Annotated in this window: 23 protein-coding genes; 3 read left to right on the top strand and 20 right to left on the bottom strand. The window is 49.6% G+C overall.

The window, feature by feature from the left end:
• Positions 1–61: 61 nt before the first annotated feature.
• The 6 genes from MKX74_RS10560 to hrpB all read right to left on the bottom strand — a co-directional run bounded on the left by MKX74_RS10560 (position 62) and on the right by hrpB (position 7208).
• Positions 62–1066 (bottom strand): Gfo/Idh/MocA family protein, encoded by a 1005-nt coding sequence (locus tag MKX74_RS10560; protein ID WP_341178309.1) that lies wholly within the window; start codon positions 1064–1066, stop codon positions 62–64.
• A gap of 24 nt (positions 1067–1090) precedes the next feature.
• Positions 1091–1450 (bottom strand): helix-turn-helix transcriptional regulator, encoded by a 360-nt coding sequence (locus MKX74_RS10555; protein WP_341178308.1) that lies wholly within the window; start codon positions 1448–1450, stop codon positions 1091–1093.
• A 312-nt stretch (positions 1451–1762) separates the two neighbouring features.
• Positions 1763–2983 (bottom strand): acyltransferase, encoded by a 1221-nt coding sequence (locus tag MKX74_RS10550; RefSeq protein WP_341178307.1) that lies wholly within the window; start codon positions 2981–2983, stop codon positions 1763–1765.
• A gap of 231 nt (positions 2984–3214) precedes the next feature.
• Positions 3215–3847, bottom strand: coding sequence for a general stress protein (locus MKX74_RS10545; RefSeq protein ID WP_341178306.1), 633 nt, complete (start codon positions 3845–3847; stop codon positions 3215–3217).
• A 184-nt stretch (positions 3848–4031) separates the two neighbouring features.
• On the bottom strand, positions 4032–4514 hold the full coding sequence (locus MKX74_RS10540) for a hypothetical protein (RefSeq protein ID WP_018883263.1): 483 nt from the start codon (positions 4512–4514) through the stop codon (positions 4032–4034).
• A 90-nt stretch (positions 4515–4604) separates the two neighbouring features.
• Positions 4605–7208, bottom strand: a complete 2604-nt coding sequence (gene hrpB / locus MKX74_RS10535) for an ATP-dependent helicase HrpB (RefSeq protein WP_445667265.1) — start codon at positions 7206–7208, stop codon at positions 4605–4607.
• A gap of 267 nt (positions 7209–7475) precedes the next feature.
• Here hrpB and MKX74_RS10530 point away from each other — a divergent pair, with 267 nt between their 5' ends.
• Both MKX74_RS10530 and gluQRS read left to right on the top strand, forming a co-directional pair.
• Positions 7476–8339, top strand: coding sequence for a HEAT repeat domain-containing protein (locus MKX74_RS10530; RefSeq protein ID WP_341178304.1), 864 nt, complete (start codon positions 7476–7478; stop codon positions 8337–8339).
• A gap of 94 nt (positions 8340–8433) precedes the next feature.
• The gene (gene gluQRS, locus MKX74_RS10525; RefSeq protein WP_341178303.1) at positions 8434–9501 is read left to right on the top strand and encodes a tRNA glutamyl-Q(34) synthetase GluQRS; all 1068 of its coding nucleotides are present in this window, start codon (positions 8434–8436) and stop codon (positions 9499–9501) included.
• Between the two features lie 99 nt (positions 9502–9600).
• On the opposite strand, the gene MKX74_RS10520 is transcribed toward gluQRS, so the two are convergent.
• The 9 genes from MKX74_RS10520 to MKX74_RS10480 all read right to left on the bottom strand — a co-directional run bounded on the left by MKX74_RS10520 (position 9601) and on the right by MKX74_RS10480 (position 21024).
• A complete protein-coding gene (locus MKX74_RS10520; RefSeq protein WP_341178302.1) occupies positions 9601–10422 on the bottom strand; it encodes an SDR family oxidoreductase in 822 nt (273 codons plus the stop codon).
• A gap of 203 nt (positions 10423–10625) precedes the next feature.
• Positions 10626–11474, bottom strand: a complete 849-nt coding sequence (locus tag MKX74_RS10515; RefSeq protein WP_028589292.1) for a protein phosphatase 2C domain-containing protein — start codon at positions 11472–11474, stop codon at positions 10626–10628.
• A 14-nt stretch (positions 11475–11488) separates the two neighbouring features.
• On the bottom strand, positions 11489–12241 hold the full coding sequence (locus tag MKX74_RS10510; RefSeq protein ID WP_018883269.1) for a vWA domain-containing protein: 753 nt from the start codon (positions 12239–12241) through the stop codon (positions 11489–11491).
• A 51-nt stretch (positions 12242–12292) separates the two neighbouring features.
• On the bottom strand, positions 12293–14395 hold the full coding sequence (locus tag MKX74_RS10505; protein ID WP_341178301.1) for a hypothetical protein: 2103 nt from the start codon (positions 14393–14395) through the stop codon (positions 12293–12295).
• Between the two features lie 364 nt (positions 14396–14759).
• Positions 14760–15035, bottom strand: a complete 276-nt coding sequence (locus tag MKX74_RS10500) for a WXG100 family type VII secretion target (RefSeq protein WP_018883271.1) — start codon at positions 15033–15035, stop codon at positions 14760–14762.
• Between the two features lie 219 nt (positions 15036–15254).
• Positions 15255–15794 carry a WXG100 family type VII secretion target gene (locus MKX74_RS10495; RefSeq protein WP_341178300.1) on the bottom strand — a complete coding sequence of 180 codons (540 nt, stop codon included), beginning with the start codon at positions 15792–15794 and terminating at the stop codon, positions 15255–15257.
• 5 nt (positions 15795–15799) lie between these two features.
• Positions 15800–16624 (bottom strand): hypothetical protein, encoded by an 825-nt coding sequence (locus tag MKX74_RS10490; protein ID WP_341178299.1) that lies wholly within the window; start codon positions 16622–16624, stop codon positions 15800–15802.
• 16 nt (positions 16625–16640) lie between these two features.
• Positions 16641–20636 carry a type VII secretion protein EssC gene (essC, locus tag MKX74_RS10485; RefSeq protein ID WP_341178298.1) on the bottom strand — a complete coding sequence of 1332 codons (3996 nt, stop codon included), beginning with the start codon at positions 20634–20636 and terminating at the stop codon, positions 16641–16643.
• Positions 20637–20703: 67 nt separating this feature from the next.
• Complete coding sequence (locus tag MKX74_RS10480; protein ID WP_018883275.1) at positions 20704–21024, bottom strand: hypothetical protein; 321 nt, start codon at positions 21022–21024, stop codon at positions 20704–20706.
• Between the two features lie 764 nt (positions 21025–21788).
• Here MKX74_RS10480 and MKX74_RS10475 point away from each other — a divergent pair.
• Complete coding sequence (locus MKX74_RS10475) at positions 21789–22028, top strand: hypothetical protein (RefSeq protein WP_018883276.1); 240 nt, start codon at positions 21789–21791, stop codon at positions 22026–22028.
• 181 nt (positions 22029–22209) lie between these two features.
• Here MKX74_RS10475 and MKX74_RS10470 read toward each other — a convergent pair whose 3' ends face one another.
• The 5 genes from MKX74_RS10470 to MKX74_RS10450 all read right to left on the bottom strand — a co-directional run bounded on the left by MKX74_RS10470 (position 22210) and on the right by MKX74_RS10450 (position 25935).
• Positions 22210–22665, bottom strand: coding sequence for a GNAT family N-acetyltransferase (locus MKX74_RS10470; RefSeq protein WP_341178297.1), 456 nt, complete (start codon positions 22663–22665; stop codon positions 22210–22212).
• A gap of 111 nt (positions 22666–22776) precedes the next feature.
• On the bottom strand, positions 22777–22920 hold the full coding sequence (locus MKX74_RS10465; protein WP_018883278.1) for a hypothetical protein: 144 nt from the start codon (positions 22918–22920) through the stop codon (positions 22777–22779).
• A gap of 249 nt (positions 22921–23169) precedes the next feature.
• Positions 23170–23502 carry a L,D-transpeptidase gene (locus MKX74_RS10460; protein WP_018883279.1) on the bottom strand — a complete coding sequence of 111 codons (333 nt, stop codon included), beginning with the start codon at positions 23500–23502 and terminating at the stop codon, positions 23170–23172.
• Positions 23503–23595: 93 nt separating this feature from the next.
• Complete coding sequence (rsgA, locus tag MKX74_RS10455) at positions 23596–24720, bottom strand: ribosome small subunit-dependent GTPase A (RefSeq protein ID WP_341178296.1); 1125 nt, start codon at positions 24718–24720, stop codon at positions 23596–23598.
• Between the two features lie 618 nt (positions 24721–25338).
• Positions 25339–25935, bottom strand: a complete 597-nt coding sequence (locus MKX74_RS10450; protein WP_341178295.1) for a DUF2087 domain-containing protein — start codon at positions 25933–25935, stop codon at positions 25339–25341.
• Positions 25936–25960: the final 25 nt, after the last annotated feature.

Below are 25960 nucleotides of genomic sequence, written 5' to 3'. Positions count from 1 at the left end.
TATATCATATTCAGGCTTGAGATGAAAACACGTTGGTCACAGCTAAATGAATAAAATAATCTCAACCCACCACGACACGCTGCCGGGTCTGAGCCGATTGCAGGCAGGCATCAATCACCTTCATATTCAGCACAGAATCCTCCGGTGAGTAGGGTAACGGTGTTCCATCCAGTACGGCACTTGCGAACACATCAGCCTGTATTTCGAAGGAATTATGACCCTTCAGCCGCTCTTCACGAGTAACACTGCCTCTATGGACGAAGATCTGGGGAACAACTGCTGTCTTCTCCCAACCGAACATTTTTGGCATGGCGATCGTGCCGTTAGTCCCCAGAATCTCCATATTCGAACGATGGGCCGCCCACATTCCACAATCAAAGGTAAGCGTAATGCCATGAGGGAATTCCAATAATCCAGACGCCATCATATCCACATTATCGTGCTCCTCCGAGAATAGTGCATGCACGGTAACCGCTTCCGGTTCACTCTTCAGATACATTCGCGCTGCGGAGATGGGGTACACCCCCACATCGTACAATGAGCCGCCACCCATCTCCTTGTGAAAACGTACGTTATCACTTCCATTGGCATCATTATACGTAAATGTGCAATGAATGCCTCGAATCTCGCCGATCTCACCACTGTCAATGATTTCCTTAATCCGCTGATGCTTCGGATGATAGCGATACATGAAGGCCTCTGCGAACAGCACACCATGTCGCTTACATGCCTCCACCATCTCCTCGGTATCACTGGCACATAGGGAAGAGGGCTTCTCACAGAGCACATGCTTGCCCGCCTCCGCCGCCCTTATGGTCCATTCCTTGTGCAGGTGATTCGGTAACGGTATATACACGGCTTCTACCTCGGGGTCCAGCAGCAGCTCTTCATAGCTGCCATAGGCAGTCTGAATATTACACTGCTTGGACACCTCCACCGCCAATTCAGCATCACGGCTGGCAATGGCGATGACCTCACCGCGCTCGGATTGCTGTATGGCCGGAATGACAGCGGTCCTCGCAATTTCTGCTGTACTAAGAACTCCCCATTTCAACTTGCGGGTCATGACGATCATCCTTCCCGTATGTGATTAGTAGTTGTCCTGTTCGGCTTTATGCAGCAGACCCAGACATCTGTCCAGATCGGCCTTCACCTGCTTCCTGTAAAGCTTGGCTTTCTCGGCACCCTCATCGGTAAAATGATACAATACTATTTCCTGGAAATCGACGCGTGGATCGGAGCCCTTTAGACGCTTGGTTCTGTAAAATATCCCCTCCTGCACAAGCTCATGAAGAGCCCTGTATACCTCACTCTGCGGCGGGACATACCCAAAGCTGCCAAACTCGCTTTTCATCGCCTCCAGCATTTGATACCCGTAGCCCTGATGCCTCTCCACCATGGTAATCAAATAAAGCTTGATGAATGCCCGCTGGGATATCATGAATGCCATCTGCATCCCCCTTTTCGTAGTCAAAATGCTACCTCATCCTTCCATTATAAACCAATCCTTCTGGATGCTCTATTCGCAATTCCCGTTTGTAACGAGGCAGGTACGAATGGTCTGGATGCTCAGGTGGGCAGTAGCACGGGAGCGGAGTAAGATTTTCTATTATGAATTTTTCATATAATGATATTTTGACAAAAATATAACAAGGGTGTCAATCGTTCTGGCGACCGATTTTCGGGCGGATGCTTGGACTACTGTTTATCGTACCTTGCGGACTCATACTTTTACGAGGATTGGACTGCTACTTTTCGCACCTTACGGTACCAAGCTTCGATCAGGAGCTCGCGGCGGGACTCCAGTGCCCTTGTAGCGATGCTCGCTCCTTCTTCGCAGCTTCATCCCCGTGAGCCATCGTCCCCCTGGCAGTTGGGCAAGCAGCCATGTTGCTGCAGTCGACAGCACCAATGCCAGCACGAAGGAGAGAAGCATTCTAACAACGACTGGTAAGGAGGTCAGCAGAGATTCATCAGGTACGTAGGTTACCCTTAGCATCAGAGCATGGATTAGATAACTGCCATAGGACAAATCTCCCAGCACACTCCACCAGCGAGTCATACGCTCACTATAATTTACAATCATTAAAGCGATCCTGTAAGCAGCAAGCACGAGTAAGATACAATACAATGCCATCAAAGGCCGCAGTAAAGATACGCTGTGAAAGCGAATCACCAGCTCCTGGCCCTGCTGAAAGCTACCTGTTAGTGTATATAGCAAATATCCTGTAATCACAGCAATAGCTGGCCAGTATACCCATTGCAGCCTTCGGGCCCATTCGGTCCACCGGTGCATATGGCTTCCAGCCGCCGCTCCCAACACGAAATAGAAGATAAAATAAAGTATATTACGGTCAGCAAGTGTCGTGAACATAGCCGTAACCACAGGTATATTCGTTCCAGACAACAGCTGCTGCATAGGCCCTACTGCGTACATCAGGGCAATATATAGCAGTCCTGCACCAGCAAGTACACTCAGCCTCCATCGCTCGGATATGGATGCTGTAATTGCACGATACCCCTTAAGGAACAGCGGATACACCAGATAAAATTGAATGATCATGATGATATACCACAGATGGTAACTACTCTTCCCCGTGAAAAGCTTCACTACGCTGTCTGTCAGGGCAGCGAGATTCCAGTTGGTGAGTGGAATCCCACCATTAGCTATCTGATAAATGACGGACCATAAGAGATATGGAATGATGACGCCTGACAATCGTTTTCGTAAAAATGCGCCGTAGCCCACATCCGCACCAGGCTCCCGATCGTTATAGAGAAGGAGCATCCCCGTAATGAAGGCGAAGGCTGGCACTGCAAATTTGGACAGCAGCAGCAGGATCGACATGAGGACTCCGTCCTCCAGTCTTACCTCCTGTACGATGGAAAAATGGGCTATTGCGTGCTGCAATACGACGGCACTGAAGGCCATTCCCCGAAGGACGGCTATTTCATTTATTTTCTCTCTTGAATGTTGGCTCACGTTGACCCCCTGAATTTCTATGAACATGCTGGAACGGAACACACAAGAGAGCAAGGGCATCTGTCGGAAGCTTCATTGCTCTTCCGAAGATACCCTTGCTCTGCACAGACTCACCTTGGTCTGATCTTGTACAGCTAATATCCGATTATAACTCCTTATTAAATTAAATGCGGGTGTAGAGCCGCTTGATAAGAATATTTAGTGTAAAGCATGGGTCAACAGCTGGATGAATTAAAGGATTCGATGGGAATCAGGGTAGGCATTACGAGTAGCCTCTACCCGCCGATCGCGATCCTCATCACGCAACCTTGGCTTCCCCTCGCCGGGGACCACATCTGCTCGTTGATTCACAGGGAGCTCATCCCCCCAAGCATAACGATCTGTGTTCAGAGAACGGTTGTCACGAAATGTATTATAGATGTCCTCTCCCCGACCATTCTCATCGACGAGCACCAGAATTTTCCCCTGATCCACAAATTTCTCGTACTCAGCGGCCTCATCCTCCGGAATGCCAAGTCCAACAAGTCCACCTACCAGACCACCGGCTCCCGCACCTACAGCTGCTCCAGTCAAGGTTGCTGCAATTGGGCCAGCCGCCAGGATTGGACCGACGCCCGGAATCGCCAATGCACCAATTCCAGCCAATAGGCCAGCCACTCCACCCAGAACACCTCCAGTTGCAGCTCCTGCGGCTACCCCTTCGGGTGCCCGCGTTCCAGTGTCTTCCTCAATCGCCCGCAGATCGTCCCGATCCTTGGTAAGCACTGAGATCTCATCCTGATGGATACCTTGGCGCTTCAATTGATCAATTGCTTCCGAAGCCTCTCGCTCTGTATCAAATACTCCTACGATTTTCCTGCTCATGACAGATACCTCCTCGAAGTTTTGAGTAGCATGTCATGTAATTACCCTATATTCATAGATTCAAACGATTGTATGAAGATTTGCTAGCTTAATTTTGAATCTATTGTAACAAATAGACTAACATAGTATCACTATGAAACTTAGGAAAAAGGACCAGCATATAGCAGCTTCTCAGCAGGTCAACCTAATCTGCCTGCAATGGAAGACAACTTATAAGCAACTCGTCGTTTCCTATATTTAGCACCACATAAAAATTAGCCGTAGATTGAATATACAGCAGATCATCTTTTCTAATCATGTTCACGAAGGGATTGGAGGTTGTGGAGAAGAGCGCCCATTTCACTCTGTTACTTGAATCTGTCTTCACAATAAACCCTTCATTGCCCATCTCGCCTTCGCCACACAGGACTACCGTCTCTTCATTTACCCATAATGTATCGTTAACTTGAATCGCTGACCAAATATCGTCATCGTCATGGCTATTAGAAATGGCTGCTAGTGTGGTCTCTTCTCCATAGTTAAGACGGTATTCCCTCCTAAAGCTGTATATGAATTGATCATTAGGAATGCAGTCGATCTCTACATTGATGACCTTACCTGATTCATAGATAATCGTGTCAAGGCCCAGCAGCTTATGTTGCAGCCACTGCTCCTGTATTGTATGCATGTATTTTACAGCCTCCTTACTAAGGCTCATTAGGTAGCATCCAGCGCGGGCTAAAGGATCTGGGAGCTCTCCACTGTAGCAGCCTTCATCTCACGCTTTGGGCATCTGCCGCGGCTTCGCCCGACTCGTTGGCTCAGCCTCCAGCGGATTATCCGGCCAATAGTGCTTGGGATAACGACCCTTCAGGTCCTTCTTGACCTCAAAATACGCATCGCGCCAAAAGCTCGCTAGGTCTATCGTTACTTGGACGGGCCGCTGCGCCGGTGATAATAAATGTAGTACAACAGGCACCCGGCCAAAGGCGATTCTGGGCGTATCCACCAGCCCGAACACCTCTTGCAGCCGAACATGGAGGGCCGGAGCAGATGGATTCGAGTAATCCAGGGGAATACGCGAGCCGCTAGGCACTCGTACATGCGTAGGAGCCTCGTGTTCCAGTAGCCTCTGCTGCTCCCAGCTGAGCATTCCCGTTAGTAGCTCGGCTGGATTCAGACGCTTCAGATCATCCAGACGCGAGGCTTGGGCTGCATACGGAAGTAGCCAGTCCTCCAACTGCTGTAGGAGTGACTCCTCGCGTACATCAGGCCAACTCGCATCCTGCTCATGTAGTAACTGGAGTCGAAGCTGCAGCTGTCGCGCTGCCTTGGACCAGTTCAATACGCTTAATCCTTGTTGGCGGATGCCATCCATGAGCGCAGCTGCTACTTCTTCTTGTGACGGGTTAGTCAGCGGCTGATCCTGAAGCACAATAGCCCCAAGTCGGGTCTGCTGACGGGCACGGACCTGCTTCCTGTCTGCGTCCCAATAGACGTTGGCCTGTATAGTTACAAGCTCATTTCGCAGTCCTGTCAGCTCTTGCTCCTCTACTGGAGCAGCCCATTGTATGGTTCCATCTGCACCCTGATCATCGGCAGTAGCTACTACGATGTAGGATGCTCTTGACAGCAGCTCTTCCTTGACGATGCGGACACCCCGGCCATTACTCAGCAGAAAGCGTCCATTACCGCGTGCTTGTCCGATTCGATCCGGATACGCATAAGATAACAGGAGACCGCAGTAATTGGAAAGGCTCTTGTAAGTGGAGAGACTATCAGCTTTGGAGAGTTGCTGAGCTTCGGAGAGATTCTCCATTAATTCAGGCTCAGTTGCCACAGGCACGGTCACAGTAGCGAAAATAGATAGTATTTGTCTACTGCTCATCCATATCCGCTCCACAAGCTCCTTGTCCACCTCCCTGTAGCCTATCACATCGGATTGGCTCGCAGTGGCACGCTTATGCAGCTGCAGCTTTTGCAGTCGATCACGAAGATCTACCCCTCCCCGTGTTAACAGGTCACGCTCCTGAAGCAGAGCTGCAAGGAGTGAAGCCTCTTCTGTTAGTCCGTAGCTGGCTGACCTGATCAGCATATGCCCCAGACGAGGATGTACGCCCATCTTCGCAATGGTCTGTCCATGTGCAGTTATGGCTTCCTCTTTCAGACAGCCGAGCTGCTCCAGCAACTCCTGTGATTGCTGAAACACAGCAGGTGGCGGAGCATCCAGCCACTGCAGCTCCGCAGGGCTGTTCACACCCCATACCGCCAACTCCAGTGCCATGGAGGTCAGATCCGCAGCCAGGATCTCCGGCTTACGCTCCTCCGCCAGAGCTCGATGCTCTTCCTCACTCCACAGTCTGTAGCACACCCCCGGCCCTAATCGTCCTGCCCGGCCACGTCGCTGATCCGCAGAGGCTTTGGATACACGGACAGTTACGAGACGGCTCATGCCTGTATGATGTGAGTAAAGAGACTCGCGACTTAGACCGGCGTCCATCACGATTGTTATGCCTGCAATGGTAAGACTGGACTCAGCAATTGAAGTTGCGAGGACGACCTTCCGTTGCCCGACAGGTGCAGGGCGCACGGCGATATCCTGCTCCTGTAAAGACAGGGAACCATAGAGCTTGTGCACCTTCGTCCCCGCTGGCAGCGACTGCTTTGTCAATTCCTGAGCCGTCCGGTGAATTTCTCGGGCCCCAGGAAGGAAGACCAGCATATCGCCTTCATGCATGCGAAGTGCATGCTCTATCTTCCCTGCCACGAATCCTTCAAGCGCAGCCATTGCGGGTCTGGGACTATAGATCGTCTCGACCGGAAAGGTTCGCCCGGGACAATGCAGTACAGGCGCTTGCTGCAACAATTCACTTACACTGGACGTATCCAGAGTGGCTGACATTACAATCACTCTCAGATCTGGCCTGAACAATTCTCTTGCCTGCAAGGACAGTGCCAGTCCCAGATCCCCATGAATGTTGCGCTCATGAAACTCGTCGAAGATGAGCAGTCCCACCTCCTCCAAGGCTGGGTCCTGCTGTAGCATGCGTGTCAGGACCCCTTCTGTGACCACCTCAATGCGGGTACGGGAGCTGACCTTTGTATCCATACGAACTCTGTAGCCGACCCTCTCCCCCGTCTGTTCCCCTAAAGAGGCTGCTAGACGTGCTGCCGCAGAGCGAGCTGCCAGACGCCGCGGCTCCAGCATAATGATTTTTCGTCCAGCCAGCCAGTCTGCGTCCATAAGGGCCAGAGGTACTACTGTCGTTTTTCCCGCACCAGGCTCTGCCACAAGCACAACCGAGCATTGCTGCTCCAGCGCATGCTGTAATTCGGGAATGATTTGAACAATGGGTAAGGATGTTGTTTCAGTCAATTTCATCGCTCCATACTGTATTCTAATACCTTGAACAATCAAAGGTGAGTGTTCATGCTCTATTGAAATCAATGCATCATATTTTGATTAATTGCAGCCAACAAATCACGACTCATTATAGCATAGTGGCTCACGTAGTAGTTTTGGTTAAATGGAATGGTGGTTGAGTTCCTGTAGGCGAATAGCTCAGTTGCACATACTTCCCAGTTAGAGCTACACTTAAAGATACATTATTCGGTAAATATATATTGGAAGGTTACGGGAGGAGATACGATGACGCAATTCATTCATCTTGCACCAGAAGACACGATTTCGGCCATTCGGCGGAGCGGTATACGAAAGAGTCGTATCCACTATCCAGAAGCGAGCAGCGGGGTCTTCTGTATGCCTGTCATTGATGATTACTATGCGGTCCATCAGTGGCTAAGGGAGCTTAAGCGCTTCAACAAGAAGAATCTGAAGGCCGTTCATTTTCGTGTACGTGATCAAGAGCAGGTCTACTTTGGTAGCTTTTCAGGTAAGCACCGGTACGGAACTGCCGCAGCAGCGGCTGGCCAATTCAGACAGACAGAAGACCGCATGGGCTTCCAAGTCATCATTCCACGCAGGATCGCTGCTGCGGAGATCATCTCTGTACGCTCTGTATCCCAGGTAACTGGCTGGCGTTACTCTCCCAGCTCCAAGGGACGTCCCCCTTGTCTATGTCCGGCTTGCTTTTGGACAGGACAATATAATGCGAATCGACTGGTCATGCACAAATTCTCGCAAATGCTCGCGCAGCTCCGGGAGCCAGAACCTCGCACGCAGATTCAAGCCTTACAGGAAATTAGTGAGCTAAGGTTCAATCATCCAGGCCGGATTAAGGACTTCGAGCCGCTGCTTCATTTATTAAGCTCGCCTGACACAGAAGTCGTCATCCATTGCCTTGATGCTCTTGCCCAATTCCAGAATAATACGGCCTGGCACGTACTTACGGATCACCTGCACCATCCTGTGCAGCAGGTACAGCTCGCGGCAGCCCAACAGCTGCTATATTGGCGAACCACTCAGGCACTAAAGCTGCTCAACCCCAGAAAGGATGATATTCCTGGACTTCATGAGTTGTTGTTGCTATACGGAGAGGATGCAGAAGCCTAGAAAAGCCATATTCTCGGTCTTGAATCGCAGCAAGTTATAGTCCTTAGCACACAGTACGTGATACATAAATACTGAAAATAAGGAAGCGAAGCCGATGAAGTCATCAGTTCATGATCTGAATCAACCATCACATGCAGGCAATATACCTGATTCCTCTGCAGCTTTCAAGGACCAACCCCCCTCTAGAGACAGACGCGGACGATTTGCGCCCACTCCCTCTGGACAGCTCCATTTGGGCAATGCCAGAACAGCCCTGCTTTCCTGGCTTCAAATGCGCTCAGCAGGTGGAGAGTTCGTATTGCGAATTGAGGATACAGACCTGAACCGTTCTCGTACAAGGATTACCGAAGGAATCATCGAGGACCTCTACTGGTTAGGTATCGACTGGGATGAAGGTCCCGATGTCGGTGGAAGCCTGGGACCCTATCAGCAGAGCTCCAGGCTCTGGAAGTACGAGGCCGCCATGAAGGAGCTTGCGGCAGCAGACCTTCTCTTTCCATGCTTTTGCAGCCGCGCTGATCTGGCAGATGTCGTGCACGCTCCGCATGGCTTGACCCGTGAAGGTCCTCGTTACCCCGGAACCTGCCGTACACTTACCCTGGAGCAAGCTGCGGCTAAGACCAAGCAAAAGGGCCCCTCCTATCGCATACGGGTGGACAGGTTGCCTTCAGACGAAATTCTTTTTGTGGATGCCATGGAAGGGGTAACAACATTTCCTGCAGGCTACGGCGGGGATTTTATCATCAAACGGGCAGATGGGATGTACTCCTACCAGTTAGCTGTTGTAGTGGACGATGCTGACATGCAGATTACAGATGTATTACGGGGAAATGACCTGCTAGATTCCACCCCAAGACAGCTTATGCTATATGCTGCTCTTGGGCTGACTCCTCCACGATTCACCCATGTGCCGCTTGTATATGGCCCTGATGGACGAAGATTAGCCAAACGGCATGGAGGAATCTCCCTTCAAGCGGCACGCAGCCGAGGAATTCGGCCGGAGCAAATCGTAGGCTGGCTAGCTTACCTCAGCGGGCTGCTCGAATACCCTGAGCCTGTCGCGGCCACTGAGCTTATCGCTCACTTCGACCTCGACAGGCTGACAAGAGAAGCTATCCACCTGTCTAGTGAAGATTTGCAGCGGCTCCAGACAGCACTGTAGAGTGACTTCCACTTTAGGGATAGTTATACTGTTGAATTCCTTTCAGTCAAGCCTGCTTGAGCAACTTTAAAACAATCAAGCGTTGCAGCAATGTATAGGCTAAAATAAGAGGGACTCCGCCCCATCAATGACAATTTGCGAGCCAGTAATATGTGAGGACTGCTCCGAAGCCAGGAAGGTAACCAGATCAGCAACATTCTTCGGTTGGCCAGGACCATCCGCCAGTGGCTGTCCACCCTCAGGGAATTCTACCGGAATAACAATTTCCTTCAGCCCATCCGTCTTATCAGTAGTCTCATCAATGTTCGTCGCAATCGCACCTGGGCAGATGACATTGACGCGAATTTTGGATTTAGCCAGCTCCAGCGCTGCCATCTTGGCAAACGCCGTCTGAGCTGCCTTGGAGGTGCTGTAAGCTGTCATGCCAAAGCTAGTGAACCGCTGATTCCCATTGATCGAGCTCGTAATGATTATACTTCCGCCACCTCGTGCCTTGAGATGGGGCACAGCATATTTTACTGTCAGGAAGGTACCATCCAGATTAATATTGAGCGTCTTCCGCCAATCTTCCAGTGACAGCTCCTCAATCGGCGCAAGCACCCCGTTGATTCCAGCATTAGCAAATACAATATCCAGCCCGCCGAACAACTCCACCGTCTCCAGCACAGCCCTCTCCAGCCGTTGTGAGTCTGAGATATCCACATCGAACGCGCGTGCAGCACCAGGACTGAGGCTGTTGATCTCCTGCTCAGTAACTGCCGTACGCTCATTAATCAGGTCAAAGAGTGCTACCTTCGCTCCCTCACGAGCCATCTGGATCGCTGTAGCTTTACCTATGCCGGAGCCAGCTCCAGTAATAATTGCTATTTTGCCCTCAAACCGTGGGCCATGCACTGCAGGAAAGTCCACTGGAAACATCATATGTATACACGCTCCTTTGCCATTATTAGCATTCTGTATTCAAGATTACCCAAAATAGCATGGATTATAATCAACTCATTAGTGGATGGTCTTATTGCGGATGCTTAAACCACATTAGGGACGGCAAAGAGCACCGAAATAGCCTGTCAGCTCTCCGGTGCTCTCACTTGTACTTATCATGTTCCGTAACTTTCCCGTATAACCTATGATGTCCCTTGCCAGCCAAGTTCAATGTAGGCTGCGTCATCATCCAGTCCATTTGTATGTCGCGCATCTAGCAGGACCTGGATTTGATCATCTGGTAGCCAGTCTCGAATAGCATCCAGGTCAGACAGCCCATCCGTGTACATTTGGAGACGGATCGAATCCTTGGGGGATAGCTTGAATTCCTGCCAGTGCGGTTCGCCCCCGACAGGGCCCCGAGCAGAAGACCAGCGCTCTCCCGTCTGGAAGGAGCCACGGAACATATGCTCCAGTTCCTGATCTCCCTGCCATAATCGCAGACGTGAATCCCCCTGCCAGGCGAGAATCATACGCCCCTTCTTACCGCTGCGAGCCGGAAGTTCGATTTTTCCACATATGTACATCGACTGACTGCCTTGCTTGCGCTTGTCCTCCAGCACATTTCGGAGCATCTCCGATACATGAGACAACGACTCGGCTGCCAGTTCGCTTGCTGCGTCTGCTGCGAGTGATTTCAGATAGGACTTGAATCTGGCAGGGGTAATGTCACTCTCGCGCTCCATCCAGTCCAGCAGAGATGAGCCCAGAAAACGGGCTGCGAAATCTCCGCGATAGCTCATGCCCACCCCGTCACATACGACAAAGCTGCAGCTCCCGTCCTTAATCCGAATAGCCGCAAAATCCTGGCCGCTCTCTCCTACACTGATAGATTCCGCTGCCCGTCCATAACCATAGCGACAGTAGAACCGGCTTTGAATTGAGGTCAATGGTTGCTCTCCCATCTGGGAGCTGATGTATTCAAATGATGTTCCCTTCTGCTCCTGCTCTCTACGCTTCTTCAAGGATAACAGTGACAGCAATGGCCTCATAGACAAATACCTCCTTACCTCACTGGTGTAGCTGCTGACATTTGAAAACCGATGGATATCAGCTCGGCACAGGTACCTGGCAGCATCATGGTGGCCCCTTCACCCAGCTGATAATCTGCTTCATATAGCATTTCACGGTAGCTCTCTGGCAGCTTGGAGGACATATTGCGCAGCTTGATGGCATGCTCGTCCTTTAGCTCTGTCTCGTCAGTAATCCCCTTCCAGCGACGCGGGTCCGGAATGGGGCTATCAAGCAAGCGATCCGATATAAAAATATTCTCCACCAGCACGTTGCCGTCCGGAACACTCATGGACATAATTCGCTTGGCGATTGGCTCCGGATCGTCCCCTGTCGACACACCATCTGTCATATGGCATACGAGTGGAGCCGGACAATCCTGCATGCTAGGTAGCTCTGCCTGCAATATACGCTCTGCCTGCTGAAAAGCCTTGGCCGAATCCGAGAAGCGCTTGGGTGTCAGATCAGGCAGTGACCCGATGGCCGCAATCTCATCAATACCCTTGATACCGTTCAGTAGGTCATACACATCGTCACTATAGGCCAGAATTGCGATTCGATATCTGGGTGTCAGGCGATTGCCCTTGGTGGAACGAAACACCATCTGTCGTATCGCTAGAGACAGTGCCTCGTACACCACATCCATTCTGCGCCGTCCATCCATGAGCATATTCATGGACGCACTGATGTCAATCAAATAGATAACCAGAGCCGGAGTTCGTTGGGATGCTTGTATACTGTAATTCATTGTTTATGGTCACCTCGGTCAGCCATTAATTTCTCTAGTGTCCCGCTCTGGTCAGATTTTCGGAAGTCTATAGTCTGAATTCCCCAAGAAATTATAGATCGAATTCGCCCGATAGCCGACTTCACCTACTGATTTATAATAGCTAGGGTCCTGATTATAGATTTGGAGGAACTGCTTGGCAAATGTTTTTGCCTTGTCTGTACGTCCTCCTTCTTGTGAGCTATAAGCCTTGTTATAGATATTAATCATTTCAATAACGTTGGCTTTGCGCTCTGCTGCCAGTTGCTTTTTACGCGCCTCAGCCGCTGCCTTTTCTTGGGCTACCTTGGCATCGCGTTCCTTCTTCCATGCCAGATAGGCCTCATACTTGGCCTGACGATCATATTTCTCCTGCAGAGCCTGTTTGTCTGCCTCGGCCTGCTTCTGCTGCTTCTTCGCTGCTTCGGCTGCCTCCTTGGCTTTAAGATCAGCTTCAGCCTGTAGTCGCTTCTGCTCTTCCTCCTCTTGCTGCTTCAGTACAGCTAGCTGAGCTTCCTTGGCTTGATTATCTGCTTCAGCTTGAATGCGTGCAGCCTCCTCAGTCTGTCTGCGCTCTTCTTCCTCCCGAGCAGCCTGCTCCAGCTGTGCTGCAGCCTCCTGTTGCTTGGCATGATCTCGATCTGCCAGAATCTGCACCGTCGGAATAGAGGCTACCAGCAGCACCGCTACAGCAGCGGATGTAATCATTACCTTCTTCGACTTGTACCAGGCAGGGGTCTTGGGCTTCTCCACAGGAGGCGGATTCAATTCGGCTTCGAGACCATCAATAGCTGCCCGAATCTCAATCTGCAAGGGGCTATCCTCCTCTGTAAAGTGATACAGAGAACGATAGATCTCCAGAGCTGCCGCGAGCTTGTTCTGCTGCTCCAGCTCACGCGCTTCATCGAATAAGCGATTCATCACACCTTTGTCGCCCCGCATCTCAGCGGAATTAAGTCCCGACAAGGCTGCCTTGGCCTCCTCACTCAGGTCCTCAACGGATAGTTGTCTTCCTGCTGGGCTTCCAGCCACTACACTTGTCTCTGCAGCCTGTCCTACTCTTTCGGTGGCATAAGGTACAGGTCTGGATGGCGACGGCTGCCCTGCAACGGAATCAGACAAAGCAGATTCGTCCGAAGACTTAGCGGCCGCCTGGTTGTTCTCGCTCGCAGAGCGTGGAGACACGGATGACATATAGTTCTCCATCCGCAAGGAGCTGAGCACCACCAGCCATTCTCCAAAGGTAGGACAGCTACTCAAATCCTGACTGTCCCAGGCACGCTCGAACAATTCAGAGACCTTGGTTCCCCAGCGGGTTTGAAGGGACTTCTTCAGTATGTGATAGCGCTCGGATGGACTCTGCATTTCATGCTGGTCAAAATAACTCTCGCCCCACGCTTTGTCAACGACAATGGCATCGGACCAGCCCATCATCTCCGCGATAATGACTGCCCCTGCAAAACGGTCTGCATAGCCGCTCCACAAGCCGCTAGACACCGTTCTGTGTGCAGCATATCCCGGTGAGCCTGCCAGCAAGGAATCAGGCCTGTCCAGCTTGGTGCTGTACATTTGCTCGACATCCACCAGCTCCACGGGTGATTTTCCATCTGGCAGTTCTACTTCAGAAAAAAACGGAAGCATGACATTGGGAGCAGACAGATCACAATGAGCCAGACCGCGCTGCTCCATAGATGAACCAATGCCGGCCAGCGACTTCGCCAATGCGAGGCTCTCAGCAGGGGTGAGCACCCGTTGCTCCGTAATGCAGTCGAACCATGTCATACCATGGACCCATGGCATGAGGACCGCATACAGCAAATCCGGCTGCGCGGCAATTAAGTCTCCGTTTCTTTCGGGAGTGAGCACGTCTCGTTTGCAGACCTGCAGGCCAGGGATATTTCCGTAGGCTTCCATGTGCTCCGATTGGTATACCATGGAAGGTATACGGAACTTAGGAAAAAATACCTTTAACGCTTTGGCTTCATGAAGCTCTCCATTGGGTGCAAGCAATTGATAGACAATTCCCTGTCGACCTGCCTGCGCGTAAGCAATACCAGGTGCTGCAGGATGGCTGCCGACAATGTACCTCTTTCCATTAATCAGCAATTCATCCCCAGGGTTGGGTTGAAAAGACATTCGACATCCCTCTCTTTGACTTCGATCGGTAGGTTAAACATGGCTGTAGAGGATTGCTCATCCTCAAGCATGTCAGAATCCGCTTTAATGACGGTGTATACTTTAATGACGGTGTATACTTTAATGACGGTGTATACTTAAATGACGGTGTATACTTAAATGACGGTGTATGGCAAGAAAACCGGGTGTCCTAAGAGCGCCCGGTTTTCTTGCTTGCAGCTAATCGCCGATCTATCGATCAGCCTATGCTGCTCCATACATCCATTGTACAACAGGCCTCCCGCCGTGAACACATGCGAGGTGTTCAGCACCAGCTTTACTATGTATCTCTAAGCAGGTGCAGCTACGGCTAACAGAAGCACTGTTACTTCGCTTGGTCGACTGTACGGAATTTATTGGCAATAGCAGTCAGCTCTTGGCTGATGCTGTTCAATGTTTGAACGAACAATTGCATTTGCTTGCTAGCTTCCTGAAACTCCTGGAAGAAGCGTTGCTTTGTCATACCTTCCCATTGGCCTTCCATGCCTTGAATGGATTGTGTCAGGCTGGAAACGATCTGCTGACTTTGCTCGCCACTTTGCTTAAATTGGTTCGCCACCTGATCTACTTGTTCTGGTGTAATTAAAATACGTCCTGCCATGGAATGAATCCTCCTTGTTGAGTTAAATTGATTTGGATGAAAATGTTGGGAATCGAACTGGTTCAAATTGTACTATAACCTTTTTTCAAATAACAAAAGGCAAAAGACCTAATCCTTATTACCCCATTTCCCTCACATAAAACACATCTTTAGTAACTTTTAGGAGACGGCAGGTCCCATTTGACTGCAAGCTGGCGTTAGATAAAAGTGAATCAAAGCTTAGCTTTGTGCAGCTGCATGTTCATTACGTATGAATGCTGGATCGGAGAAATGCCAGTCGCTAGGCTGCTCCAAAGATGCTTGTCGCAGAATATCACCGTGCAGATCAACCGCACGATACTCGGCTCCTCTAATGACGGTCATGACAGACGAGGGGTCTGAAATATTCATCATTCGTTCACTCTGCTCGGTCAACAAGGCGGATGTTCCTGAGAAGGAATGTCTGAACATCGTAGCTGGCCGGACTTGGCTGGAGTGGGCAAAGGACAAGATGGTGCTGTACTGATGATCTGCGGTCTGGAATTGATCGGCCTTGGTGTTCAGCTGAGTCCCCATCGTCCGAAGACTGGAATGAATGTGCTCGGAAAGCCTCCTGGCCTGCTGCCATTGCCGCAACACGTCCTCACGGGCAGAGGTCTCCCAGCTCATGGATTGAAGTGCCCTTTCCAATTCAGATGTCAAATGTTGAATCTGCTCCGCCGCGTTGTGTAGCTGACTGCTAAGCGTTCGAAGCACATCCGGTTCTACACGAATGCGCATGTCTATCACCTTTCTTCTGTCCCTGCAGACTGTCTTAACCAATCAAGGAGTAATGCCAAAAACTGCTCCTGCGTCGTTAATGTAGCAATCAACCAATCCCCGTTACCGACTGAGCTCATCCGATATAGCCAGCTCATGGAATCACATACCGTAAAGGCAGCACGCTGCGATTCCCATTCCTGTCCGTTCCATACCAGAAGGGTAAGCTCCCCTTCAGATACCTTGGAAGAGAGCGTCTTGGCCAGCATGGCTGCTCCCTCGGGATCACCACTGGCTTCGGTCAGCATGGCACGAATTACCTCTGTGTTGTTTTTATCGGCCAGCTTATTAATTTCGTGAAATCTTTTTTGGGAGAACATTAGAGCCGGGGATTCGGCTGGCACCTGTTCACGCCATCCCATCTTCTCAATGATTGTTTCACAGGCGCTCTCTACATCACCAAGCTCACTTAAGCGGTACTCATCTTCATCCGACTGCGCGAGCTCTACAACCTTCTCGTTCGTGCAATGAAGATAGCCCTCAAATCGCCTGCCATCCCTTGTGTACTCGATTAGACATGCTCTTCTGGACAGTCCGGCAATAGCGACTCTTGAGAAGACGGTCGGCGGAATTGCCAGCTCGCCCCCCTCTTCCACCTGCCGCAGATAACCCTTCTCCAGCAATGACGTTTTTACCTCTTCCCATTCTCGGGTTAGCTCTTCAGCAAGATATCCCTGAAATGGATCCTCCACGCCCAGCAGTCTCTCCGATCCAAGTACACCTGCCAGAAAAAACAGCTCCTTGGATTTCAGATGTATCATTTTTTGTTGGGAAACTTCAAACGTTAACATTATGTGCCACCTCCCCTCAAACCACAACGTGCCATCGGTCACGAATTTTGATAATCCATTCCTCACAGTTTTGGCTATTTTCAAATGGAATTGCCGCTTTAATCCTTGTAAATTTGCGACGTACGTAGTATCCCTGGCCAGGAGGCAGGACTTTCAGCCCTCCTGATACGGAGTTCGATTCCGTATAAGGAATACGAAAGACGGATAAATCATTGGGATCAACGGTGCCAAATAAAACTCCACTTTGACTGGCTTTGACATCGTTGAACCAATCTACACCAAAGGTCGGGAAATCAGCAGGTACACCCGAAAGGACTACGTGCACGTTCCGATCACGGCCGAGCCGCACAATTGCGGACAACTGATCCTTCACTGTAAAATCATTAAGCTGCTTGCCAAGCATATCAGCATCATCAATAAATAGTACAATCTCCGGGTCGGAGCCTTCCTTCGTCCGTTGCTGAACGGCGTCATAAAGCCTCGCTACAAGCGGTGCCAGCTCTTCCTCGCTTTCTGCAGCTGCCGTTACATGCGGCAGATGTCGCAGTCGGGAGAGTCCACCACCACCATAGCGTGTATCAACGGTATAGATCTCCAGACGAGTTGGAGAGTTATAATACGCCAATGATAGAATCCAGCTCATTAGGAAGGACGTTTTGCCCCCTTCCATCGGACTACCAACGAGAAAGTGCGGGCCTTCCTTCAGATTCAGCAAAAATGGCTCAAGGTCATCACTTTGTAAGCCGACAGGTACATGGAACGGTTGAGCTGTCTCCCAGCCTTCCGGCCTGTTCCAGCTAGCTAGGAGATCAGCCAGCTGAACCTTCTCGGGCAGTGGCAGAATCTCAGGAGCCGTGCTCCCCTCCCAGCATTCAGCGATCTTGCGAATCCATTGTCGCAGATTGGACGAACGCTTCGTCTCATCTTCACCCGGCGAAGGGAGTGCTGTCTGAAACTCCAGCGGCGGAACCTGCCCCTTGAGCAAGGCTCGGCCTGGAATCATTGGACCAGGGATTTTCGCTGGTCGTCCTACAGCGTAGTAGTAGTCACTTGGGTCGGACAGCTCGAAGCTGACAGCATTAGGTATATTGCTGCGGAACTTCTCGAATAGATCCGTAATCCGATTAGCAGTAATAATGAAGGTAATTCCAAGGCTTCCACCCTCACGCAAAATCGTCTCAAGCAGCTCATTTTCGTCTGGAAACGCATTGCGGAAGTTCAGATAGCCGTCGATTACAACTAAAATTTGCGGGATGTTCTCCACTGCCGAGCGACGATAGCTGTTCACAGTCTTGACTCCGGCTTCCGCGATCAGCTCTTTGCGCAAAGCTGCCGATCTAGACAGGTAACGGAACAATCTCTTGATCCGGTCCTCCTCTTCAGCCATCATTACTGCACCTACTTGCGGCAGGTCTACAAAATCACGCATTGTTCGGCCCATATCAATAATATAGCCGTTCCACTCTTCCGCTGTATATTGACTGGCCATCGAGATGAGTAGCGTCTGGACAAAGGTAGTCTTCCCCATGCCTGGCATACCGTAGATCGCCCAGTGACCGTGGTCAGTAGCGATACTAACAGGCTCCTGACGCTGATTTGGCAGGTCATCAATAAGCCCTACCACGGTCGTTAAGTCTTTTGGACCATAGAACCCAGCCCCCTTGGCATGCGGAGAAGGGATCTCTGTAAGATCAATGCTCTCTGGCAACGGAGGAAGCCAAGGACCTTGCAGCCTCTGGATGCCTGCCTGCTCAGCCTGCGCTGCAATATAGTCAATGAATACTTGCAGCTGCTTTTGGGATTCCTCCATCTGAAGCCCGGTTGCTGCCCGCTCTCCAGTCAGCAACGGCTCACGCTTGCCATTCAAGCGTAGCTCATTCACAGGCAATGCAGCTGATACATCATTATCTGTTCGGTAAGGAGCGCCGCTCCAGGCATACTGAAGCTCTTCGAAGATTTCGTCACTTCCGACTTGAAAATAACCTCTACCCGGCTTCGTAATCCAGGCAGCATTTGGAATCTTGATCATATCCCGGCTATCCCCTTCGCTTTGTACACGAAGACATATTCTGAACCGGGAGTTACTCCATATTTTATCGTCAACAACGCCTGCTGGTTTTTGAGTCGCAAGGATTAAATGGACCCCCAACGTACGACCTATAGCCGCAATACTGATAAGTTCATCCATGAATTCAGGCTGATCCTTCTTCAGCTGTGCGAATTCATCAATAATAATGACGAGATGAGGCAAGGGTTCGGCCTGACGTTGTCTGAGCAGACGATAATATTCATCGATATGCTGTAGATTTCCTGCCTGATTCAATATTTTCTGACGTCGTACCAGTTCCGCCTTGAGTGAAATTTTGGCTCGCTCGATCAGGCTATTGTCAAGATTGGTAATCGTCCCCACCACATGAGGCAGATTTATGAAGGTGTTTGACATGCCTCCGCCTTTGTAATCAATTAGCATAAAGGCCAGATCATGAGGATGGAACTCTGCCGCAAGCGAAGCTACGATGGATTGAAGGACTTCACTCTTACCCGATCCGGTCGTACCAGCGATCAGACCATGCGGACCATGACCTTGTCTCTCAATCTTGTCGTGCAGGTTGATCATTACAGGCTTGCCGCCAGCTCTGACTCCCATTGGCACTGGCAGCGTATCTGGATGTCTGGTCTCCTGCCAACGCTCCAGCACACTCAGCTCCTCCACTCTAACAACACCAAGCATATCGAATAGCGGCAAAATCGCTGGAATGTCCGAGGCGGAGGAACGCTTGAGGCGGATGGGTGCCATGAAGCGGGCAGCTGCTTCTGCCTCTTCTAATGAGAAGCGATCCAGTGCGAACTTTTGCTGCACTACAGCAGCAGAGTCAGATTTGAGCGTCGACACGCCCGATTCAGAATCCACCTCTACGATCAGTTGACACTGCATCGGGAGCGCCTCCTTACGTGAGGCGAGAACAATGGTACAGGAGTCGATGGCATCTGCTTCCTCCAGCAGCAAGGGCAGTAATGGCTCTTCTTCAATAATCTGACCGTCAGACAGCAGCGTAATGTAGCATGGAAGCTCCATCTTGCGATTGCTTCGTTCTGAACGATTGCCCTTGCGACGATTCAGCACAGCAAACAGGCTGTCTGCCAACTGGTGTGCACTGCTGCTGCGATCAGACAGCATTCGCTGCGAACGCTCATCATCCCACACATGGGGCATCCAACGCATCCAGCTCCATTCCTGCTGCTCGCGCTCCTCGTAGAAGGCAGCGATCTTCACCTCATCTGGTGAGTGCCGCACAGTCACCTGGGCAATCATAACGCGCAATGCGGCAAGCACATGCTTGCGCTCGCCAACGATGCCGATGACCTTGGATTTGAACAACGGTAGTGTAATGGAAGCCTTGGATACCGTCTGAAAATCATGGGCCAGCTCATGTGCTGCCTCAATAAGCGGCTCCTTTTCGTAACCGTCGGCCCTTGGAACCTGCACCTGAATATGAAAAGGAACCTCCCCGGTTCCAATTCTTACATCGAGAAAATCTTCGTCCTCGGGAGACCGTTCCCACAAAGAACTGCTGCGGCTTTTGACAACCTGGGCGCACAGCTGAGGATCACCATGTATATCATACAGGATTCGTACCTGCTCCTGTCGCTTCTCTTCCAGTTCTGCGCGATGCTTGTCCAGCTGCTCACGATACATCCGTTCACGCTCCTCTAGTCGCTGCCGATATTCCTTCTTATTATGAAGGTATACGAAGAAGGGAATGGTGTAGGAGCTAAGCATCATGAAAATAGTCACCATCTGAAACATTAAATAGTTGCTGTTAGCCATTTTACCGGTTCTGCTCATATAAATGTAGAAGCCGACAGTTACAGCCGTCATAATTACTGGGATAATAATAGAAATAATCGAAAAGGTTGGTTTGCTTGGCTCGGACGGCGGCCGCAGAATCTCCAGTTTCTCATCCTTTAGAGCAGGGCGAAGACGCGGGGATCGTTGATAAAGTGCATTCACGCCAAAAGTCCCCTTTCTATAAACTGATCAATTTGACCTCGTTTGAAGTCACTAGATATGGGTGTATTTACCCATTTTTTTGTTTTTGAAACAGAGTCCTTCGTCCATAAATCGGAGCCTCATCCTCTGTCGTAGAGAAGGTCCGTTGAATCCGGATCGTACAGCCCTCTCGCAGGCCTGCGTCCATCAGCAATTGCCTGTCATCCACCAGGAACCACAGACCATCCGGAAACTTGGCTTCCATCATATATTGCATCCCCTCACTCGGGGCCTCTCCAAATATTCGAATTCCGAGCATCAGCTTCAAATGCTGCACAGAATACTCATCATCGACATCAATATCGAACCAGTCACTTTCCTCTCTTCCTGAGAGTACGGTCAAAATCATCCCATGGCCTCCGCATCTGTTAAGGATTGTGTATGGGGTCTGGAGGAACTCCATCTATTTATTTAATTGCATTCTACTATTACCTATTATATAGAAGCTCCACATTCATGGATTAGCAGCAGTCCCATATAACTGATTGGCAGCTAATCCAGTCAAGAGCTATGTGATCATTAGCATGTTAGATTAAATCTTGTGGCTTCCTTATAAGCTATACCTGCAAAATCAGTCTGGATTATATGTGCTTTCTATTATATATACTGTATGAACGTTAATCTGTTGCGCAAAGACTTGGACAGCCTCTAAATCCCGTCTTTTCCCACTCACTCCAGTTGCCTGGCAGCTCTCAGCCTGAACAATTAAGTGTAATACCACCTGAAGAACCCGCTAAAACGCTAATGTAACTGTACCCTAGCCCTATGAATCTGTCAATTTGTTACAAAATACCCATAGACCCTTATAAAATGAGTCTCAGGTAGTCTTTTTTATCCGGGAGAAGTGTCTAGCGATGCGATTAATCACACTTCGTTTGTAGGAGATAGATTGCTCTTTGCTTGTTCAACGAACGCGCTTTACTTGTAGTTCAAGGAGTCGTGAGCGCAATCGACAAAAGTCCCCTAACAGATAGTTGATTGTGATTTCATTCAATTGTGAACAATTTGAAAACTTTTAATAGCTTTATGTTTTTATAAGGTGCTTTTAAGGTAATTTTAAGCAACGGCTTTTAGAATAAATACCATGAAATAACTCTAGCGAGGTGATTTCTTATGAAAACATTAATTACATTCCAAGACAAAAAAATCCCTGTGTACTTTACTCAAGAAAATAAACAGCCTATGCAAAAAACCTTAAAGCTTCTCTCCAATACATTGGAGAATAAAATTAGCACTGGCAAACGTACTCTGCAAAAGTATTTGAATTCCTTGATCAGTATCGAAATTGTAGGTAGCGAAGCTATTCTGCACAGCATTAATGAGAATGATTCGCTCGCATTGTCCCTCTACTAATCTTAATCAGTAATCGAACATGCACGCAGTGACATAGACCACCCCCTAACTTCGCTGAAGTCTAGGGGGTGGTCTTATTGAATACATTATTGGTCATTATTGATATATTAGCTTCATATAGATTATAAATTCAATCTGATCAATTTACCATTGTACATCCGCTGCATTAGTTAGAGCAATCCTAGATTTGATAAGCATAAATGCTCAGCTCCTGATCATCCAGGGTGTAACCTGTACCTGTGTGACTCCACCCCGTTCTCTCATAGTAGCCCTCAAGATCTGTGCACAGGAACAACCGTGAATAGCCCATCTCGCGCGCTTCTTTCACAGCATGATTTTGTAGTAAATCTCCAATTCTTCTGCCTCGATGTGAAGATTCCACATGAAGACAGGCCATCCATGGAGATAAATCCTGTCTACTATTAAGATCACTTCTGAGTAATGCATACGAACCAATAATCTGTTCATCCTCCATCGCTAGATAAAATCTGGGTACTTCACTATCCGTACTGCAGGACTGAATAATACAATCTTTATAAAAGTTAAAATTAGATCCCGTTCCCCAATGCGTCCAGAAATATTGAACAGCCTGCTCAAGCAAGTCAGCATGATTACGAACATTAACGATTGCAATCATCTTGATCTCCTTTGCATATAAGTTTCGTCTATAGAATAGCACAATATGAAAATAGAGACCCGGATGGGTCTCTTCAAAAAGTTGTTGTTGTTACATACCCTACAGCTTTCCTTACACTTTCCCCTTCATATGTCTGTGTGAGGACTGCACCTTGGCTCGCTCAATGCGAATCCTGAACAGCTGCAGCAGATTATGTCTAGTGTGCACATCCCGGCAGTTGTCCAGTTTTCGCAAGATAAACCGATCAATGGACATTAGACTCGATGCTCCTTTACAGCGTTCTCTGCCGCTCAGGTAAGTACAACCATCTGCGGTAATTATACCTTACCCAATATATGCCATTCCAAACCGTGTCTACAGTCAAGAACCCGTGCTGTCAACATCCAAGGAACACTTACGTAAGAGAGTCCGTTTCCGGATTGAGCATCGTACAATCCAAAGCCATCGGCCTTCTCTTTCGATTCTGAGCTTAAGCAAATCCATGAACAAGAACTGCCCTGGAGGTCAGGGGCGGATTGTCACCGAGGTTCCAATGGGTACTAGCCCCGCGAGTTCAACTACATCGTCGTTGTACATTCTTATGCAGCCATGTGATACAGCCTGCCCAATCAGCCAAGGCTCGTTGGTACCATGAATGCCGTAATGCGGCTTAGATAGTCCCATCCAGAACGCACCGTAAGGTCCGCCTGGGTTGGCCTGTTTGTTCACAATGGTAAATTGCCCGTGAGGAGTCTGTGTTGCCAATTTTCCAACCCCAATGGGATAACCTCTGACGACCTTGCCATCCTGAATGAGATACAAGCGGAAGTCGGATAGGTCAATAATAATGCTGTACATATATCGCATCCCTCCTGCTAATCAATGTATGCAGATGAGGTTCACGATATCGCAAAGCACGGTATACAGAACTCCACGCTGGCAGCGACTACACTACCAGCCCAAATCCCGACGCCAGCCCGTCTCCCTGCGACTAGCCGCAGAGCCACCACTTTGTCTCTTGCGCTCCTTTTGCGCCTCCTTACGTGCCTGGTACTCCAGCTCCCGGCGCATTTTCTTGAAGCTCTCTATTCTCTGCTGAGGGATCTGACCATTCTGTACTGCTTCTTTCACTGCACAGCCTGCTTCATTCTCATGACGGCAATCCCGATAGCGACAATTCCCTGCCACTTCATCAATATCTTCAAATGCTGCCGTTACGTCCGCACCATCGTCCCACAGCGTAAGCTCCCGCATCCCAGGAGTATCGATCAGCACAGCCCGGCTGGCAAGTGGTAGCAGATGCCGATGTGTGGTCGTATGTCGCCCTTTGCTATCATCCTCACGAATGCCCTGAGTCACCTGCTGCTCGGAGCCTGTTAGCCAATTGGCCATGGTTGATTTGCCACAACCTGACGAGCCGACCAGAGCAATCGTGTGCCCAGGCTGAAGGTAGCTTTCCAACTCCTCCATACCTTGCTCCATTTTGGCACTGATCACGGCTACTGGCACACCAATGGCGACACTACTAATCTCGGCCACGAACGGAGTGGGATCCTCGCATAGATCACTTTTGCTCAGTACTACTACGGGATTCGTGCCGCTATTCCATGCCATAGTCAGATACCGCTCCATTCTGCGCACATTATAGTCTCCATTCAGAGCCTGCACCAGAAAGAGTGTATCGACGTTCGCTGCAATCAGCTGTTCCTTCGTCTCCATCCCCGCTGCCTGCCTGGATATTCGGCTTCGACGCGGGAGCACCTGATGAATTACGGCATCATCCACAAGACCAGTGCGGGTGATCATTACCCAATCGCCAACAGCAGGAAAATCAGACTGGCGTTCTGTCTGATGCCTGAATTTGCCGGAGACCCCGCCCCAACACTCTCCTTCCTTGGTTACTAGCTTTAATTTTTGACCGAAATCCGCAATCACTCTGGCAGGCTGTGAGTTCTCCTTGAATTCCGCCGCCTGTCTTTCAGACGCTTCTGCTTGCGCTAGCAGCATCCCATTCCATACTTCTTTCCAGTCTTCTGTCCAACCATATTGGCTAAGATCTGTTACTTGATTATTCATTATTGTTCATGCTCCTAATCGTGTATTTAAATGTGTACTCTACCCATAACGACGACCATACGTAATTTGCCAGCCCGGAGAAGCCTGAAGCCTTGATCTTTTACCGAAAATTGTGCTTTCAAGCTTCATTCGCGAGCTGCCTCCCGCTGCGGAACAACGCAAAAAATCCGCAGGGATATCCCTGCGGAGACTGCGCTGTGTATTGTACATACACGGCAACCAGAACCAATGCGTTCCACTTCAAACCTCATCAGGATAGACGACGCTTGGGACACAGTAATTCCAGTTATTACAAAATCGGAGACTCTTTAAAGAGACCTCCCCAATTCTGTAATGCAAAAACCGCAGGGAATTCTCCCTGCGGCTCAGCATTATAAACAGCTCAGACTGCCAATATTACAGTCTTACTGCTCGCTACTATTCCGTACGGGAGGCGATATTTACAATCTGAGCAATTCTATTCAGCTTCATCATAGTTACCGCCTCCTTCTTAAATTTAACTGGATTATACTTGTAATTGAACTGCTTTGTCAACCATGAACTTCCAAATACAGACCACAGATCCGCTTCCCCTTATATTCGTCCGTACTGATCACCGCTATAGAAGATGAGACAGCACTAATGGACCTGCTCCCAATTGGTCCACATTTCTGGCGGATTCAACTCATAGACATCATTCTCCCGATACATGAATTGATGCATAATGAATTCCCGTCTGATCGTGGCAAAGTCATCATGGAAGTGCTTGATCCAGACATTCAACTCTCGCTCCTCGTATTTGCGCCCAGGCTCCAGCTGCTCGGCAAGCAGCTTCAGCACGATTAACTTTTTCTTATATTGAGCCGGGATCTGGCGAAGTCGTCCATCCTTTGCAAAAAAATTACGTTTCACAGAAGCCTCCATCCCCTCATTCACCTCCGGGTTCATCGCTGTATCATCCCCTTTTCCAAAAATAAACTGCACCGTTGCGGCCGCATGCTGCTTGATCAGTTCGGCATCTAAGCGAAAGTACACTGTATTTCGTTCCCTACGTTCCTTAATCAGCCCAGCTACTCTGAGCTTAGCAGCGTGATGCGTTACTGTAGGCTGAGATAAGTTGAGCTTCTCTGCCAAAGTCTGTCCATTCAGCTCCCCCTGTGAGAGCATAAGCAGCATTCTCATTCGAGTAGGATCAGCTAGCGCTTTATGGTAATTGATCATTTTATCCAGCTGCACTAATTTCACAACCTTTTAATTAGAT

Origin of the sequence: Paenibacillus sp. FSL K6-1230, from assembly GCF_038002385.1 — a bacterium.
Classification (GTDB): Bacteria; Bacillota; Bacilli; order Paenibacillales; family Paenibacillaceae; genus Paenibacillus; species Paenibacillus massiliensis.
This window is presented reverse-complemented; position numbering and strand designations above follow the sequence as displayed.

What these genes read in the sequence shown, in the direction of transcription:
- MKX74_RS10480 (WP_018883275.1), bottom strand. Translation starts at nt 21,024, where the DNA reads ATGATTTTGACCGTACTCTCAGGAAGAGAGGAAAGTGACTGGTTCGAT.
- MKX74_RS10470 (WP_341178297.1), bottom strand. Translation starts at nt 22,665, where the DNA reads ATGATTGCAATCGTTAATGTTCGTAATCATGCTGACTTGCTTGAGCAG.
- MKX74_RS10520 (WP_341178302.1), bottom strand. Translation starts at nt 10,422, where the DNA reads ATGATGTTTCCAGTGGACTTTCCTGCAGTGCATGGCCCACGGTTTGAG.
- MKX74_RS10495 (WP_341178300.1), bottom strand. Translation starts at nt 15,794, where the DNA reads ATGCGCATTCGTGTAGAACCGGATGTGCTTCGAACGCTTAGCAGTCAG.
- MKX74_RS10500 (WP_018883271.1), bottom strand. Translation starts at nt 15,035, where the DNA reads ATGGCAGGACGTATTTTAATTACACCAGAACAAGTAGATCAGGTGGCG.
- MKX74_RS10540 (WP_018883263.1), bottom strand. Translation starts at nt 4,514, where the DNA reads ATGCATACAATACAGGAGCAGTGGCTGCAACATAAGCTGCTGGGCCTT.
- MKX74_RS10490 (WP_341178299.1), bottom strand. Translation starts at nt 16,624, where the DNA reads ATGTTAACGTTTGAAGTTTCCCAACAAAAAATGATACATCTGAAATCC.
- MKX74_RS10505 (WP_341178301.1), bottom strand. Translation starts at nt 14,395, where the DNA reads ATGTCTTTTCAACCCAACCCTGGGGATGAATTGCTGATTAATGGAAAG.
- MKX74_RS10545 (WP_341178306.1), bottom strand. Translation starts at nt 3,847, where the DNA reads ATGAGCAGGAAAATCGTAGGAGTATTTGATACAGAGCGAGAGGCTTCG.
- MKX74_RS10515 (WP_028589292.1), bottom strand. Translation starts at nt 11,474, where the DNA reads ATGAGGCCATTGCTGTCACTGTTATCCTTGAAGAAGCGTAGAGAGCAG.
- MKX74_RS10460 (WP_018883279.1), bottom strand. Translation starts at nt 23,502, where the DNA reads ATGTACAGCATTATTATTGACCTATCCGACTTCCGCTTGTATCTCATT.
- MKX74_RS10560 (WP_341178309.1), bottom strand. Translation starts at nt 1,066, where the DNA reads ATGACCCGCAAGTTGAAATGGGGAGTTCTTAGTACAGCAGAAATTGCG.
- MKX74_RS10475 (WP_018883276.1), top strand. Translation starts at nt 21,789, where the DNA reads ATGAAAACATTAATTACATTCCAAGACAAAAAAATCCCTGTGTACTTT.
- MKX74_RS10555 (WP_341178308.1), bottom strand. Translation starts at nt 1,450, where the DNA reads ATGGCATTCATGATATCCCAGCGGGCATTCATCAAGCTTTATTTGATT.
- MKX74_RS10530 (WP_341178304.1), top strand. Translation starts at nt 7,476, where the DNA reads ATGACGCAATTCATTCATCTTGCACCAGAAGACACGATTTCGGCCATT.
- MKX74_RS10510 (WP_018883269.1), bottom strand. Translation starts at nt 12,241, where the DNA reads ATGAATTACAGTATACAAGCATCCCAACGAACTCCGGCTCTGGTTATC.
- gluQRS (WP_341178303.1), top strand. Translation starts at nt 8,434, where the DNA reads ATGAAGTCATCAGTTCATGATCTGAATCAACCATCACATGCAGGCAAT.
- rsgA (WP_341178296.1), bottom strand. Translation starts at nt 24,720, where the DNA reads ATGAATAATCAAGTAACAGATCTTAGCCAATATGGTTGGACAGAAGAC.
- hrpB (WP_445667265.1), bottom strand. Translation starts at nt 7,208, where the DNA reads ATGAAATTGACTGAAACAACATCCTTACCCATTGTTCAAATCATTCCC.
- MKX74_RS10465 (WP_018883278.1), bottom strand. Translation starts at nt 22,920, where the DNA reads ATGTCCATTGATCGGTTTATCTTGCGAAAACTGGACAACTGCCGGGAT.